Here is a 14894-nt window from a genome sequence, read left to right on the forward strand (position 1 = left end):
GTCAGGCTCCGGCGGCAGCGGCGACGTTGGGGTGACAGACGCCGGCGAGAACCTGAATCCAGGGCTGCGGCTCGGTAGTCAGCGTGTCTTCCACCCAGCGGCGGTAGTCGTCGAATACGCGGTGTATGTGCTGGCTGCGCTGCTCGAAGCGGCCACGTTTCACCGTTTCGAGCTGTTTGTCGAGGTCGAGGCTTAGCTGCTCGATTTGCCGCCCTTGGAGGCGTTTCAGGTCGGCCAGGGTGTTGGCGAGGCGCTCTTCCAGCTGGGCAGAAAAGGCAGACTGCTGTGTGAGCATGTGGGAGTGCATCGTGCGCACGGCGTCGGGCAGAGCGCTTTGCATCATTTCTGTCGTCGCCGCCAGTTCAGGGGTTTGCCCGCGGTTCGGCAGCCCGCCGGCCTTGAGGCCCGCACGCGCGACGAAGGCGTCGAAAGATTCCAGGGTGAATGCGCCTTGGCCCACGCGGCAGGCGACCTGCCATTCGACCAGCAGGGGCTGGCCCTTGCGGTTCGGGATGAGGCTCATCAGGACGAAGGCCTGCTCGCCCGACTGCAGCTTCGGGCTTTGGAGGAGCGGAGCCCGATGCCGGCCGAAATGGGTCAGCACGCGGTCGCCCAGCCATTCCATGATGGGGTGCTGCGGCCAGAGGTAGTGCAGCTTCGGCCAGGTGTCCTGTTCGGCACGAGCTTGCCGTGCGGATTCGATGGCGTGAGCCATGCGCTCGGGGCTGGCACACAGGGCGTAATGGTCGTTGTCGGCTTGGGCCTCGCGCGGGAGCTGTCGCAGGCGCTCCTGGAGGTCCAGCGGTGCGGTCAGCGCGATAACGTTCTCTGCATCCTCGGCCACCCACTGGCACAGGGTGTGGCCTTGGTTGAGATGGGTGAGGGCAGTCTTCGCGTAATGGAAGTCGCTGTCGAACAGCGATGCAGGCTCCGCGATGTGGGCGAGGCTGTTGCGTGCTTCCGGCCCGCAGTTCGTCTCGTCGGTGGCGGTGTCGGTGCCGAACAGCTCCATGAGCCAGTCACCGCCGTTGTCGGTGCCGGACGTAGCCGCCTCGTCCATGGCGGCTTCGACCTGTTCCGCGGTCAAGCCTTCGGCCATGTAGTCGGCGACCTTCTCGGCCTCCTTGTCCGGGTCGTACACATTGAGGAAAGCCGAGGGGTCGCCCAAGTTCAAGTTGGCCTGGTCGTCCTTGCGCTCGAGGATTTCCAGGATGCGTAGGTCGCCCTTGATTTTGTTGGTTACGGCCTCGGTGAAGAGATAGACGATTTGAGGCTGATGCTTCTGCCCGTAGCGGTCCACGCGGCCGTTGCGCTGCTGGAACACCATCAGCGACCACGGGAGGTCGAAGTGCACGAGGCGGTGGCAGAAGAAGTGGAGGTTAAGGCCCTCGCTCGCCACATCGGAGCAGAGCAGGATGCGCAGGGGGTCATCGAGGCGACCAAATCGCTCGACCAGTTCCTGTTGCTCGGTGTCGGCCATCTGCCCGTGCAGCACCTCGATTTGGTTCGCCTTGAGCTTGAGGTCATCGGTGAGGTGCGCGCGCAGCCAACGCAGGGTTTCGATGCGCTCCGAGAAGATGACCAAGCGGTCGGCGGCATCGTTGAGCTGCCAGCCGAACTCTGATGACTTCAGGTGCTGCTTAAGGCGTTGATACTTGCTGAAATGCTCCGCTGTCGGGTCGGTGGCGAGCGGCGTCAAGGTGTCCTCGAAGTGCCGCAGGCAGTCGACTTCGGTCGCTTCCTCTGGGGTAGGGCTGCTCTTGCCCTGAAGCAACGTAATCCGTTTGCGAGTGGATTCCAGTGCCGCAGCCGGGCTCGAGAACAAGGCCTTCTGCATTGCGACGCGCTGCAGTTCCTGTTGCTTACCGGCCTTGTGCTGGCCTCCCTGCGTAAAGGGAATCTCGAGCAAGGTTCGATAGGCCGCCTCTTCCTGAGCCGTCGCGGGAGTGCGAAGGCAGGCCGTCACCCGTTCCTGGAAGTCCGCGCTGACCTGCTCGCGGATGTCCTTCTTGAAGCGCCGGATGACTAGTCCCTTACTGCGGAAATCGTCCGGTGTGTAGTCGTCGGGGTCGGAAATGGCCGTCGGGTCGAGCAGGCTCATCAGTGACGCAAAGCTGCGCGCCGAACCGTCGTGCGGAGTGGCAGAAAGCAGCATGAGCGTGTCGGAACGTGTGGCCAGCAGCTTGGCCAGGCGGGCACGGCGGGAAAGACCGGTCTCGCCAGCGCGCGCGGCAACGTTGTGGCATTCGTCGATGACGATGATGTCCCACCAGGCGTTCTCGAGGTAGTTGCGGTACTCGAGGTTGCTCTTCAATGTGTCGATGGAAATGATGCTGCGGTCGAAGTAGTTGAAGGGGTTGTGGTTCGCCGGAATGCGATTGCGCACCCGGGCAAGGCCGACCGAATCCAGCCGCACGAGCGGGATGGAGAAGCGGCTCCACCACTCCTTCTGAAACTGGGTCAGCATGGCCTTCTGAGTGACCACCAGGATGCGCTTGCCGCGGCCGCGCTGAATCAGCTCGGTGGCGAGAACGCCCGCTTCGAGCGTCTTGCCCAAGCCGACGGCGTCCGCAATCAGGATGCGCGAACGCGGCTGGCGCAAGGCCTGTAGGGCCGGGTCGAGCTGGTAGGGGACCAGATTCATCACCCCCCGATGGCCGAGATGGACCTTGTCGTCGTTAGGGACGTTGCGGCGACGCAGGCTCTCCAGATAGAGGATGCTTGCGTTGTAGGCCGGAGTCGTGTCCGGCACGAGTTCCGTTTTCTCAGGGTTGAGGACGGAAATCTTGTCTTCCAGTTCGGTCAGGAACAGCGCGGACTGGCTCCGGACCAGTTCCGAAATGCCGTCACAGGTGACAAGCCAACCGCCATCGGTGGCGGGGTCGATACGTCGAACAAGCCATTCTTCGTCGCGGATAACGACGCGGGCGCCGGGGGCGAAAGGGAGCATGCGAAATGCCTACAATAAACCGGTGGAACGAGCGGGGCGCATTGCCAGGTCTGTGCAGGGGGGCTCGCACAAGATGCATCGGAGTGGTCAGCAGCCGCTCGGAACAGAGCCAGCTGCAGACCGGTGCCCCTTGCCTCTGCTTGCATCCGGGCCCCTTGCTGGGGCCTGTGCCTCATGCGGCGACGTCACCTGAAAAACATTTGGCAAAACTTTGTCGATGATACGGTCGACGATGTCATTCGCAAAACTCGGTCATGCGAACTGGGGCGCCAGGGGGAATGAATGCAGCGGCCGCATGAAGTTCCGGCGATGAGGCGTATGTGAAAAAGGCAGCCGTCCTGACGTGAGAGGACCGCCACCTCGCGACCTTCCGAGTCTGTCGGCCTGATTAGCCGTCGCCTTCCTCCACTTGCGCATATCGCTTGCCCGCGGCCCTCCATTCGGTCCGAACCACCAGAAGGCGGGTGCCGTCCTTCGAGAAGTGGTAGTCGGCCACGCGACTGCACAGTGGGGTCCGTTCTTCCTTGAGCTTTTCTAGGGCCTGGAGGAGGCCAGCCCTGAAGTTGCTCTTCCTCGATTCGTATCCTGACATCATGTAGAGGGTGTCGACCGGCAGCCAACGCGCCCTGTCGTGACTCGCGTAGAAGTTCGCAATCCAGCCCTTCAGTCCGTCGTAATCCGCAACGTCGACGTCGACCGCCTTCCAGGCTCCCTGCCCAAACAGCTCAGCAACCGACTCGGTTATGCGAAGGAGCAGGACGTCGCTTCCTCGGAGGTCGCCGGCTTCTCCGTCTTCGAAGCTGACCGACAGAAGCTTTGGGACTTCGATGTTCATGCGCTTTACCCGGAGCCGGAGTTGGGCGAGGCTGAGCCGCAGCAAGCTTGCGCGTATCGCCTTGTGCGCTTTCACGCTGTACGCGCTGCCCATGTGACGCGCAAATTCATAGAAGGAGGTGCTGACGTGGTGTGTTCCATCCTCCGGCGACAATGGGCGCTCGCGATAGTAGTTCAGGCACGTCGCGTAGACCTGCCGGTCGAACTGGCACAAGGCGTAGCCTGAGTACATGAGCGTGATGTTATTGAACGTAATTACCTCTTTGCCCGAGACCACCAGCGTGCGGTCCCCCGCGAGCACCGCGTCGTTTGTCGCCTGAACGCTCCGGCTCGCGGAAAACAGGGCTGAACGAAGAAACGCGTCCGGCAGCGCGCGTGCGACAGATGCCCAGCTCGGTAGATAGACGTCAGCACCTCGCCGGGCCGCCTGGCGCGTACGTACGAACTGGAGTTCCGAAACGGTCGCATTGTCCGGCAGGACGCAAACCGCTGGCTTCTCATCCCGAGCCTTCAACCTGCGGGCCATCCCGGCCGCAATGCTGCTCAGCGCTTCGGCGGCCGCCATACCTGCTTCCCGGAATTCCGGGCTGGCGTTAAAGAATGTGGTCGCGGTTCGATTCGCCAACTCGAGCAGGTCGTGCGCACCTAGAGCAGTCGGGTAGTGCCTATTCATTCCCCGGCCCCTCGAACTCGCGTGTGCGAAGTGCTTCGGCGCCCGTAGTTTCGAGGGCCGACGCAAACGCTCGTGAAGCCGTCCCGCCGAGTGCACGCGGTTCCTGAGCTTAGCCGGATAGTGCCCGGACGACGCTGGAAGGTGTCTTCTGCCATGGAGGGCTCGCAATGAATGAACATGCGGTTGTATAGCGCCGCATGACCCCATGCGAGTCACGCCTGAAATGACCGGTAAGGTAAGGGAGGAAATGGTCCTCTTGACTGTCGGACAGCTGCTGTCGCAGTGCCGCGTCCGCCCCGACTTGTACTCCGCAGCGCATGGGGTTGTACTCTACGGTATCCAGCTGAGCACTCTGCAGCGCTGGAACTTGTACTCCACAGTAGGCATCACGCCGCGCACCGCGGAAACCGGGGGGCTCGAGCACGTCCTAGCCCTTCGTATCCCTGTAGCCTGTGTACCCCATCCCGCAGGCGTGGTATTCCTCGTCAAATGCGACAACGCCCGGTCGGCGCGGACGGGGGGCGCTCGGGGGCGTGACTCGTGAAGTCGTCCTGACAGGCCGCCTGACGCCGGATGAGCATGTCCGTCGCGGCGCGAGCGCACTTCTCGAGCAATTCCACCGCTGTGCCGAGGAGCCCACCTTGTACTTCGCAGCACGTGGACGTGTACCCCACAGCATCCGAGGATGCACTCCACAGCGCTGGAACTTGTAGTCCGCAGCACGCATCACGCTGTGCGCCGCGGAAACCGGGGACCTTGAGCACCTGCTAGCCCTTTGTAGCCTTGTAGCCTGTGTAACCCCCTCCCGCGGGCGTGGTGTCGTGGCCAGTTGCATCGACTTGCGGTCGGAGATGAGGGCGGACGCTGCTCGCTCGGGAAAGCTCTCGCGTTATCGGCAAGGTACTTTCCTCCTGCCAGGCCGGCTGACGCCGGGCGAGAGCGCCACCCGTGTTCGAGCCGTCAGCTTGTACTCCACAGCATCGGCGCTCGCCCTCCGTTGCGTTGAGGTGATGACACCGCTGGCAGGCCGGGGCTGGCTCTTTGCGTATAGGGAGAATCGCGGAGCCGAGCGGTTTTGTCCTGCCAGGCCGGCTGACGCCGGGCGGAGGCGTCCTCGCTGCGGAACGTAGAGCAATGGTCCACCGGCGACCTGCCGTGCAAGGCATCACTCCCGTTATCGGGCGCAGCGTTTCCTTGATGACCGAGGCGCGTTCCACGCGCTTGGATGGGCGGGTGTTTCGAGCGGGAGACCGGGAACCGACTGATACCGATGGCCGGAGTACGCGTGTGGCTGCAGGGTGCGCGGCATTACTTGGGCAGAGGTAGCACCGCGCAGCCGCCCGCCATTCCTGGCCGGACTTCAGATGTGTCCGCGAGGAAGCCCGCTGCACAAGCCGCGAAACGCAACCACGCGTCCGTTCCGCCGTTGGTTGCTCATCGCTTCTGTCTCGCAAACGACCGTTTTTGACACATCCGTCCGCCGTCGATGCGACGACCCGAAAACCCCGATGAATCGAGTATCGAAATCGCATCTCATTTTCTATGTCTCACTTCGCTATACTGAAGTGAGTTTTGCGACAGATGGGGCAATTCATGTTGGTCGGCTACGCTAGGGTCTCCACCGGAGACCAGAACCTTGAACTTCAGCTCGACGCACTTCGAAAGGCCGGGGTCGAGAAGGTGTTCACCGACAAGGTCAGCTCGGTGAAAGCTCGCCCGGGTCTCGACGAGGCTGTGGCCTACGTCCGCGAGGGTGACACGTTGGTGGTCTGGAAGCTCGACCGCCTCGGCCGAACAGTGAAGGGCCTCATCGACCTGGTTGGGGCACTGCGGGAGAGAGGGGTGCAATTCCACTCATTGACGGACGGAATTGACACCGCAACCGCAGCAGGACGTTTCTTCTTCCACATGATGGCGGCCCTTGCGGAAATGGAACGTGACCTCATTCGGGAGCGGACCCATGCCGGATTGGTAGCTGCGCGTGCCCGGGGTCGTATGGGCGGGCGCAAACCGAAAATGGATGCCACGAAGGCAGATATCGCTCGCAAGCTCCTGACTGCAGGGACCGCAGTGAATGAGGTGGCGAGGACCTTGGGCGTCTCGCGAGCGACGCTTTACAGGAATCTTCGAACGGGGAATTGAATGGGGCGCATGTCGCCTACCGTTCGCAGCTATGTCTCTTTTGAACGGTACCAGATGCTCGTCGGGACGCTCGGCCCCGACCGCTCCTTGCGCACACGAAACTGCTGCGATTCGTGTAGAACCTGTCGCCAGCTACTGCAGCCGTAGCGCCGTGGCGTGTGTTCAGGATGTCCTGTCTGGATGAACTCGATGGCATCGCGCAGCGACGTCCATCCGTCGCGGCCCAGGTTTGTTTCGGCCTCACGGAGCAATTCGACGATAGTGCTCCATGCCCATCCGACTCCTGCTCCGCCCGGCAAGATGCCGTGATGCAGAAAATCCTGGAACTCGCTCGTCTGTATGAAGCTCGCCATTAGCTCCCGGGCTTTCACGCTGCTCTTCGCCCACGCGTGAAGTTCCATGTAACGCTCGTCCACCTGCTCATAGCAGGCGTCCAGATAGGCGTGGGCTGCTACGCAGCCGCTCTCCGTCCAGATATCCTGCCTCTCGAGAAAGTGATGAACGAGTTCATTGCGCAGGTCGACCAAGGTTCGCAGGCCGGCCAGCGTTTCCGTATGCCGCTCAAGGGGCAACGCGATATTGAACCGAGTTCGGATATGAATCTCCTTAATATCGTCAGGGGTGTCGTCCCCTTCGACTCGGTCGGAAGCGGCTGAATCCGATGTAAGGACGTTCTCGGTCAGTTCTCCCACCACATGCCCCAGGGTCTTCTTCGATAGGGCGTTCACACGTGCAGCCCGAACGTCCATTAGCCCGCTCGCAGGGCCACCAATGTCGTGCTCCGCGACCAGCGCTTTCAGGAGTTGCTCGTACTGCTGGAGTCTGATGAGGCATCTACCCAGCTTGCGTTGAACGACGTGCTGGAGCGCGACAAATTGCTCGGAGCGGGGCGGTTCGAGGTCGAAGGTCACAGTCGTGTTGTGGTGCTCGCCGCCGAGCAGCATGGGAGGGGTAAAGCCTAAAGCATACACACGAGGTGTAGCGGGCGGCAGAGGACGGATAGGTGGTATGGGCTTCGACGGCACTCGCCGCCGGTTCGTCACGGCTCCCCAGGAACGCCGTTCCTTGATACGATAACTTTATGTGCAGCACGAACACCCTTCTCCGCGCTCGTTATTACGCATACCGCTCATCACAGCGGTAGTGGCGCGCGCGCCCAGTCCGCTCGAGGCGGACTGGTTGAGCTGATTGGCGGTCTCCTCGGGCTTTTTGCCCCTTGCTCCTCAGGAGACCGCAATGCCCCACCAGTTTTCCGACATCTTCCACATTCTGGAAGAACGCGGCTTCATTCACCAGTGCACGGATGCCGAGGGCCTTCGCAGGATGCTCGCGACCGGTTCGCGGCGCGCCTACCTCGGGTTCGATGCTACCGCCGATAGCCTCCATGTCGGCCACCTCCAGGGCCTGATGCTAATGCGCTGGCTGCAGCGTGCAGGGCACCGGCCGATAATGCTTGTCGGTGGTGCCACGACCCGTATCGGTGACCCGAGTTTTCGGGATACGAGCCGCCCCCTGCTCGATGAGGCGACAATCGCCGCAAACATCGACGGCATCACGGGCACCTTCGCCCGCTACCTCAGGATGGACGATGGCCCGAGCGGTGCGCTGGTGGTCAATAACGCCGACTGGCTGGATGGGCTCGGCTATCTCGACTTCCTCAGTCGAGTAGGTCGGCATTTCACCATCAACCGTCTGCTCAGCTTCGACGCAATCCGAACGCGCCTTGAATACTCACTCAGTTTTCAAGAGTTCGGCTACACGCTGCTCCAGGCGTTCGATTTCACGGAACTGGCCCAGCGCTGCGGTTGCACGGTTCAGGTCGGCGGCGCCGACCAGTGGGCGAACATCGTGAACGGCGTGGAGCTGTCACGACGGCAGGGCGGACCTGAGCTCTTCGGGCTGACTATGCCGCTGCTGGTCACCGCCGACGGTCGCAAGATGGGCAAGTCGGCTCAGGGGGCGGTGTGGCTCAACTCGGACAGATTGGCTCCGTTCGATTTCTGGCAGTTCTGGCGCAATGTGGATGACCGCGACGTTGGCCGCTTCCTCGCGCTCTTCACGGAACTGCCCATGGTCGAAGTTCGACGCCTGGGTGCGCTCGAGGGCGCGGAACTCAACGAGGCGAAAATCCTCCTCGCCACCGAGGCAACCGGGCTCGCGCATGGTGAGGAGGTCGCCAGGGCGGCGGCAAAGACGGCGGCGTGTTTGTTCTGTGACGGCGAAAGCGACGAAGGCTTGGCGACGCTGGTCGTCGCCCCCGAGCGCGTGAGCGCCGGTCTGACTTTGGCGGAGCTTGCCGTGGAGGGTGGGCTAGCGCCCTCCAGGAATTTCGCGCGCCGGTTGGCCACTGGAGGCGGTCTGCGCTTGAACGGTAAGCAGGTCGAGCATGCGGAAGTTTTGCTGCCCGTTCATGGGAGGGAGTGGCGCTTGTCGGTGGGACGCAAGCAACATCTACGCATCGTCGTGTCAGGGTGACGAGAAGGGTTGGGCTCGAAGCAGCGCTTTCGGGCTCGACCTGACTCGGGATTCGTTCTGAACCGCTCGCCGATGACCTCAATGGCGAGTCCATTGGCCCGGCGGCGCTCCCCGGTCATACCGACCTGCAGTGACTCGTACATTTGTGGTCAGAACATTCGGCCCTTATAAGCGACAAAACCTCGTCGTTCCAGGTACGAGTGCATAGCACCTAATTGCGACCCGATGCTTATCGTCCCGAAACGCGGGTCGTTCTAGCAACGTGAAGTTACCAGTCACTCACCACTTATAGATGTCCTTGCCTTTGTTGCCTATTTTGCCTGTTTCGCCTAAATTTAACACATGCAAAGACGGGAGGTTCCAATGCTAACGAAGGGGCGCCTGGCCCGATGGCGGCGCCATCCCGCGCTGCTGCCCGCTGCGCTCGAGCTGCCGCGCGACGACAACGCGCAGCGGCTGCAGGAGGTCATCGAGGCTCTGGAGTTTCTGGTGGCCGGTCAGGAGGGCGGAAATGCGCTCGTGCATTCACTCAAATGCGAGCTGAAGGAGCGGATGCCGCTTGCCTACCTGATTGAGGCGTTAGCGGGCAAAGGCGGCCAAGTGAGGCTGCCGGAACTGGGCGGTGGAGTAGTGGTATCGGTCCAGCCGCTGAAGAGGGGGCGCTTACGACGGAGCGCCGTAGAGCAGCAGGCCGCCATTGGGAGTCGTGTTTTCCCCGCCAGTCGCTATCAGGTTGTTTTCCATAGTGCAAAATCGGGCGCGGAAGACTGTCCGACGAATTCGCCCTCGGTCCAGCTCGACCCGGCAACGGAGGCACTTGAACGGGCCCTGCTCGCGGGCGGTCTGCAGGAGCAGAAGGAGGTGCTTCAGCTCCCCGAGATGCTCACGCTCCCGCAGGCGTCCGCTCGCAGCGGGATACCGCTGCGCACGCTTACGCACATGCGACAGAATGGTCGGCTACTGGCGTTGAGTCGCAGCGGCGCCCAAAAGGGCTTTCGTCTTCCTGCTTGGCAATTTGATGCGGCGGTGCTGGACGTAATTGCGGACGTCATCGAGGCGTTTGGTCCCGACCGGGCCTGGCAGGCCTACGATTTCCTCACTCACAGGGAACCGCTCCTTGCGGATAAGGTGCCCCTGGAGGAGTTGCGATTGGGGCATCGTGAAGCTGTGCTGCGCATTCTGCCTGCGGCGGCGGGGCTCACGCAGGGCGCCCTTTAATGCCGCCTGTCCCGATAATGCGACCCGACCGGGCGAAGGTGTGGAAGGTTGAACTACCGACCCTCACAGTAGACCTCGGTAATTTCCGGCGGGTCAGTCATCGGGACCACCAGTCGGTCGTCTATTTCGGGAAGGGGGCAGTGTACCGCTTCGACGACCCCATGCAGGGCTTCGGCGTGATGTACGCCGGTAGCGACTATATGACCTGCATTTCTGAGAGCCTGCTGAGGGACGAAATCAGGCTCGGTATGCGACCGCTCTACAAGGCGGATATCGACGTTCGGGTCATCGCCAGCCTGTTCCCGGCGACGGTGACGCTGGTCGACCTTACCGACGGGCTTCCGCTCGGGCTGGATGGGCAGATATCCTGCACTCCCGACTACGCCATCGCACAGGACTGGGCGCGCGCGCTCTACGAGCATCCTAGTAAGCCGGACGGGCTCTACTACATTCCGCGCAACTACCCAAAGGGCATCTCCATCGCACTTTTCGACCGCGTGCAGGCACGTGTACCGGTGCGCGAAATGCCCGGTACTCGTATTGCAGTGCGGCAGGACCCTGCGTACCGGGACTTGCTCGGGCAGCTGATGCGTGCCGGAATCAAGCTACGCTGAACTGACTCGCCCAAGTGCTCTATCAATAATTTGCTGCACGAAACCGCCAAATACCTCGACTAATATGACAAGCGGAATGCTGAATCCCTTATTTTTGGTGTACTTCGTGTGAGGATGCTGTGTCGTTTGTCCGGCAAGTGGGGACGCGCTGATGCCCATTACGCCAACAAGATGGTTTGATTGGATTGAAGCTCTTCGACCCTGCTGTTCGAGATTTCGATGGTCGGCAGAAACGGAGCGCCGCTACCTAGGGAAGCTTCATAGCAGACAAAGACTGCATGGTGTCGCGCCTGTAATTTCTGCCCAACTTTAAAGCACGCGCTGGCCGGCGCGCCGATGAATAGGTGAACCTTCTTGACGTGCCACTGGTCCTGCAGTTTCTGGATGGCTTGCTCAGCGGCGGTGGCAAAGCGGTCAAGGTCCAATGAGTGGGAGAATATGTCATGCCGGAGCGCAGCGGAGTCCGACGCGGTCACTTCCATAGCTCCGACCTTGAAGGCGCCGTCGGCATATAGCGTCGTCGGTAATCTGCTCGGCTCCACCTTGTAGGTCAGGGAGATAACCAGGCATGCTTCATCAGCGCCGTTGTATGGCGCGAGTTCCTTCGCGCAATACTTGTCTGCTGGTGGAGTTTGAACCCCTTCGTCGAATGCCCACTTCCCACCAGGAAGGTCGGGGGGGCGGTCGCGACTGTACTGGAATACGGTGATACGGCTGCCTTCTCCCAGCAAGCGTCCAGCCAGCACCAATATCGATATGCCGTGGAGAGGGAACACAGCGAGCGGCATCGTTGAGCCGTCGGCACGCAGTGTGCCGTTCAAGCGCTTGCGTAGCAGCGGAATATCGTCCCTCAAGGCGTCGAACAGAGAACCCCAATAGTGCGGTGCATGAGGGTTATGCAGATGACCGCCGTTATAAAAATAGCGCTCGGGGCCGGTCGGCGCCATCCGAAGCCGGCGGGTCCACATCGCCTCTTCGGCGTCTCGCTGCAGAAAACGTGGGGATTGGGCGGTAATGTTTCCCATCACTACGATAGGCACTGCCTCTTCGTACCTCAGCGTATTGAGCAGTCTTCGGACCTCATTGATGTTGTCCTGGCGCATCGTGCGTAGAACATCGACCGTGAAACGGTCGGGGTCGACACGGTCGATGCGACGATGACACTCGTCGCACATCAGCATGATGTTGTCGATGGCTTCCGCTCGTTGCCCAGACAGCAGCTTGTCGCCGCGAGGCCCCTTCGGCGAGGACGCGATGATGTGAGCAAAGTACGAGAAGTTGCCGGGCGTGCCACTCAAGCTTTCACGCTGAAGGTCTTTGCCGCATCCTGCGAACTGGCAGCGCCAGCCCGCGAGGTAGCCCAGATACTGCTGGTCGTCCTTCTTCGGTGAATCGCCGCGTCCAGAGGTTCCCGTTAATGCCTCCGCCTCTGCGAGCCACGTGTCGATGGAGCCCGACGTGGCCGGCGCACCCATCGCTACGGAAAGGTCGCAGGTAGAGGGTGAGGACGCCACCTGCCACCACGTGAGTTTTCCCGCTGCGGCGATGTGCTTTGCAGCGTTGCCGCTTTTGAGCCCGAAGTCCCCGCGTCCGACCTCAGCCCACGCGCCGCTCTCCATCATTGTGGCTACGCGTGCAGTGAAGCCATTTTCCATAATCAACACAGTTGCTCCGGCTTCCGCTTGGTCGCCAATGAGTTGTGCTAGCCCCCCGTCGCTCAACGGGACGATGCCTTCCGTGTCCAATGTTGCCGCCATTGCTGTCAGTGAATGTGTCATTCAGTTGATGTTTACAACAAAGGCGCCACTTCGGGCGACTAGGTGTCCTTGCTTGACGATGAAGCACTCGATGGTGTGCGAGCCAGCGTACGCCGCCGATTCGTGCCGTACTACCGACCCGCGCTCGACCGCTCCACGGTCAAATCCGCCCCTAAGTTGGTTCGCGCGAACTGCTTCGGCTCCCGAATTGACCACCTGCCAATGCACATCGAAGGGGCCCGGTACATCAGTTGTGGCTTCGAACTTCAAGTTCGCGCCCTTCTTCAGGGGGTGCGAGTCACTGTAGAAACGGGTTGGCCGCGAGAAACCGTTGGCGCGCCATGTGGCCTTGGCGATGCGAACCTGGCCCTGTCGTACGACAGGCCAAGGCGCCAGCTGTTTGTGCGGCGCACTGATGAGACTGGCTCGGTTTGGCAGCAGCGCGAGCAGTGAGCGCACCGGCGAAGGGCTTGAGGTGCTTGCCCGTGTCGCGATGCGCGGACCCGCGAAGCGTTCCGCTACCTCGACAAGCCCCTGGCCATGCCACTGTTGGGCCAATCCGACAAAGTCTGCACGGGCCTTCCGCAGCCACATGAAGAAGTTCTCTCGACGGTTCGGATACTGTCGCCAGCGGTCGGCGAAGTTCTCTGCAGGGTCGGTCGGATTGAGGATTACCGGGAAGCCTTGCCCGTCCCGCCCGATGAGGGAGTCCATCTGCCGCAGGATGGTATCGAGTGCCTGGCCCACGGTGGGCTCGTTTTGATACGCCAAGCCGGCAAGCGTGGTCAGGATAACCGAAATGGGTTTGTTGGCCGGGTCGTTCGCGAACATCAGGTCTCGGTGCCGCTTGAGAATCTGAACTGACTGCTGCAGTGGCGTTTTTACCCGGTAGGAAGGAATGTCCTCGACGGAGGCCTTCGACTCCAGTGCCATCGCTCCGCGGCGGGCTTCAAAAGCGACCCGCATGCGGCTGCGAAACCAATTGGTGTATCCCTTCGGGTTGCTGTGCGGCCATCCTTCACAAACCGCGTCGTACTGGGGGTGCTCGTTGTCGGTGATAGCGATGGCCGTTTCCGTCCAGCTATTGCTCAATCCGCGCGCCGCCAGAATGCGTCGTTGTCCTTCTCCGTCCGGGATGGCGGGAAGCGCATCGAGATGGAACTGTGCGCCGTCGGCATACTCGAGCGTCCAGCAGCGCCGACTCTCACCGACCTCCTTCATGCCGTGCGCCTTGGCATACAGCTTCATCTCGTAACCGAGGAGTGCCTTCAACTGCCGCTGAGTTAGGTGCTTGCCGGCCGACTTCAGTTCACAAACGAGGTCGACGTCGTAATGCTCGTCTTCATTCACAGGTCGAATGGGGACGCCGAGCCGGAAAGAGCCCTGCACGTAGACCTCTGGGTCCAGGTCTTTCAGGTTGGATTCCTCTCGGTCGAGCCATTCACCGACCGATTTGTAGCGGCGCGTGGCCTCTTCGTAGCGCGACGGCGGTACGTCGAGCTCCGCGGCCAGTCTCTCAAGATAGGCCGACGCGGTCGAGGTCAGTGCGATTGGGGGCAGGATGCTCTCGGTCATGGCGAAGGTTCGGGTTGGTTGTCGGTAGGCAAGTAGCGTTGGTCCACCGCGGGTTCACCGTCGGGCGCGGTCATCTCCCGCAGGCCGAGGTCAGTACCGCACTAAGCGTTGAAACTTACGGCCGGTGCGGACGGCCCAGGCACCCGCAGCTCCGCAAAACAACGCGAAGCCGTAGCCGATAACGGATTCTGGAATCCACCAAGTCGGCAAGTCAGCCACTAGGTCGATGAGCTCGACCGTTGGTCTGCTCGTCTTGGCCATTCCCGTAACGACGGAAATTGTTGTCGTCGCCATAGCCCCCATGACGCCTGCCAGGAACAGAATCCCACTGACTCGCAGCAGGGCACGGCCGAAGTGCACGAGTCTGAGCGGTTCGGTTAGAACGTACGTGATGCATCGTTCGAGCATGATTCACTCCTGTCTCAATTTTTCTCGCGGCGGACGCCTTTGAATGGCGTCTTGTCTGAGGTTTTCACGTCAAGGAAGCGGCCGGTGGAGGTGTCGCGCTTAACGTAGTGGCCAGAGGGGGTGAGCGTCTGGCTGCGCTGCTTGACAGCGCCTGCGCGGTGTCCGTCTCCGGTCGGATGGTTCTTTGCCATGATGCCTCCTTTGGATGAATGAGAGTATCTTACATAATCATTTTGATGATGTCACAA

At 61.4% G+C, this 14894-nt stretch carries 11 protein-coding genes; 4 read left to right on the forward strand and 7 right to left on the reverse strand.

All coding sequences use genetic code 11. The features are described 5' to 3' along the window. Position 1: 1 nt before the first annotated feature. Both ToN1_RS16635 and ToN1_RS16640 read right to left on the reverse strand, forming a co-directional pair. A complete protein-coding gene (locus ToN1_RS16635; protein WP_169204432.1) occupies positions 2-2950 on the reverse strand; it encodes a DEAD/DEAH box helicase in 2949 nt (982 codons plus the stop codon). 388 nt (positions 2951-3338) lie between these two features. Then, positions 3339-4457, reverse strand: coding sequence for a plasmid replication initiator TrfA (locus tag ToN1_RS16640; RefSeq protein ID WP_169204433.1), 1119 nt, complete (start codon positions 4455-4457; stop codon positions 3339-3341). 1593 nt (positions 4458-6050) lie between these two features. Between ToN1_RS16640 and ToN1_RS16645 the strand changes: the two genes are divergently transcribed. Continuing rightward, positions 6051-6599, forward strand: coding sequence for a recombinase family protein (locus tag ToN1_RS16645; RefSeq protein ID WP_169204434.1), 549 nt, complete (start codon positions 6051-6053; stop codon positions 6597-6599). A gap of 29 nt (positions 6600-6628) precedes the next feature. On the opposite strand, the gene ToN1_RS16650 is transcribed toward ToN1_RS16645, so the two are convergent. Next, on the reverse strand, positions 6629-7543 hold the full coding sequence (locus ToN1_RS16650; RefSeq protein WP_211162005.1) for an OST-HTH/LOTUS domain-containing protein: 915 nt from the start codon (positions 7541-7543) through the stop codon (positions 6629-6631). A gap of 292 nt (positions 7544-7835) precedes the next feature. Between ToN1_RS16650 and tyrS the strand changes: the two genes are divergently transcribed. From tyrS to ToN1_RS16665, 3 genes are all read left to right on the forward strand, one after another. Next, entirely contained in the window at positions 7836-9074 is a 1239-nt protein-coding gene (gene tyrS, locus ToN1_RS16655; protein ID WP_169204435.1) for a tyrosine--tRNA ligase, read from the forward strand. A 363-nt stretch (positions 9075-9437) separates the two neighbouring features. Beyond that, complete coding sequence (locus ToN1_RS16660; RefSeq protein WP_169204436.1) at positions 9438-10292, forward strand: hypothetical protein; 855 nt, start codon at positions 9438-9440, stop codon at positions 10290-10292. Between the two features lie 140 nt (positions 10293-10432). Beyond that, complete coding sequence (locus ToN1_RS16665) at positions 10433-10906, forward strand: RES family NAD+ phosphorylase (RefSeq protein ID WP_169204437.1); 474 nt, start codon at positions 10433-10435, stop codon at positions 10904-10906. Between the two features lie 158 nt (positions 10907-11064). Here ToN1_RS16665 and ToN1_RS16670 read toward each other — a convergent pair whose 3' ends face one another. The 4 genes from ToN1_RS16670 to ToN1_RS16685 all read right to left on the reverse strand — a co-directional run bounded on the left by ToN1_RS16670 (position 11065) and on the right by ToN1_RS16685 (position 14837). After that, positions 11065-12684, reverse strand: a complete 1620-nt coding sequence (locus tag ToN1_RS16670) for an SAVED domain-containing protein (RefSeq protein ID WP_169204438.1) — start codon at positions 12682-12684, stop codon at positions 11065-11067. Continuing rightward, entirely contained in the window at positions 12685-14238 is a 1554-nt protein-coding gene (locus ToN1_RS16675) for a nucleotidyltransferase (RefSeq protein ID WP_169204439.1), read from the reverse strand. It abuts the gene before it with no gap. Between the two features lie 90 nt (positions 14239-14328). Beyond that, on the reverse strand, positions 14329-14646 hold the full coding sequence (locus tag ToN1_RS16680; RefSeq protein WP_169204440.1) for a hypothetical protein: 318 nt from the start codon (positions 14644-14646) through the stop codon (positions 14329-14331). A 14-nt stretch (positions 14647-14660) separates the two neighbouring features. Continuing rightward, the gene (locus tag ToN1_RS16685) at positions 14661-14837 is read right to left on the reverse strand and encodes a hypothetical protein (protein ID WP_169204441.1); all 177 of its coding nucleotides are present in this window, start codon (positions 14835-14837) and stop codon (positions 14661-14663) included. Positions 14838-14894 lie beyond the last annotated feature (57 nt).

The organism is Aromatoleum petrolei, from assembly GCF_017894385.1.
Taxonomy (GTDB): domain Bacteria; phylum Pseudomonadota; class Gammaproteobacteria; order Burkholderiales; family Rhodocyclaceae; genus Aromatoleum; species Aromatoleum petrolei.

Excerpts from the sequence above, each read along its gene's own strand:
- ToN1_RS16660 (WP_169204436.1), top strand. The coding sequence starts at position 9,438 with ATGCTAACGAAGGGGCGCCTGGCCCGATGGCGGCGCCATCCCGCGCTG.
- ToN1_RS16635 (WP_169204432.1), bottom strand. The coding sequence starts at position 2,950 with ATGCTCCCTTTCGCCCCCGGCGCCCGCGTCGTTATCCGCGACGAAGAA.
- ToN1_RS16680 (WP_169204440.1), bottom strand. The coding sequence starts at position 14,646 with ATGCTCGAACGATGCATCACGTACGTTCTAACCGAACCGCTCAGACTC.
- ToN1_RS16685 (WP_169204441.1), bottom strand. The coding sequence starts at position 14,837 with ATGGCAAAGAACCATCCGACCGGAGACGGACACCGCGCAGGCGCTGTC.
- tyrS (WP_169204435.1), top strand. The coding sequence starts at position 7,836 with ATGCCCCACCAGTTTTCCGACATCTTCCACATTCTGGAAGAACGCGGC.
- ToN1_RS16645 (WP_169204434.1), top strand. The coding sequence starts at position 6,051 with ATGTTGGTCGGCTACGCTAGGGTCTCCACCGGAGACCAGAACCTTGAA.
- ToN1_RS16650 (WP_211162005.1), bottom strand. The coding sequence starts at position 7,543 with ATGCTGCTCGGCGGCGAGCACCACAACACGACTGTGACCTTCGACCTC.
- ToN1_RS16670 (WP_169204438.1), bottom strand. The coding sequence starts at position 12,684 with ATGACACATTCACTGACAGCAATGGCGGCAACATTGGACACGGAAGGC.
- ToN1_RS16640 (WP_169204433.1), bottom strand. The coding sequence starts at position 4,457 with ATGAATAGGCACTACCCGACTGCTCTAGGTGCGCACGACCTGCTCGAG.
- ToN1_RS16675 (WP_169204439.1), bottom strand. The coding sequence starts at position 14,238 with ATGACCGAGAGCATCCTGCCCCCAATCGCACTGACCTCGACCGCGTCG.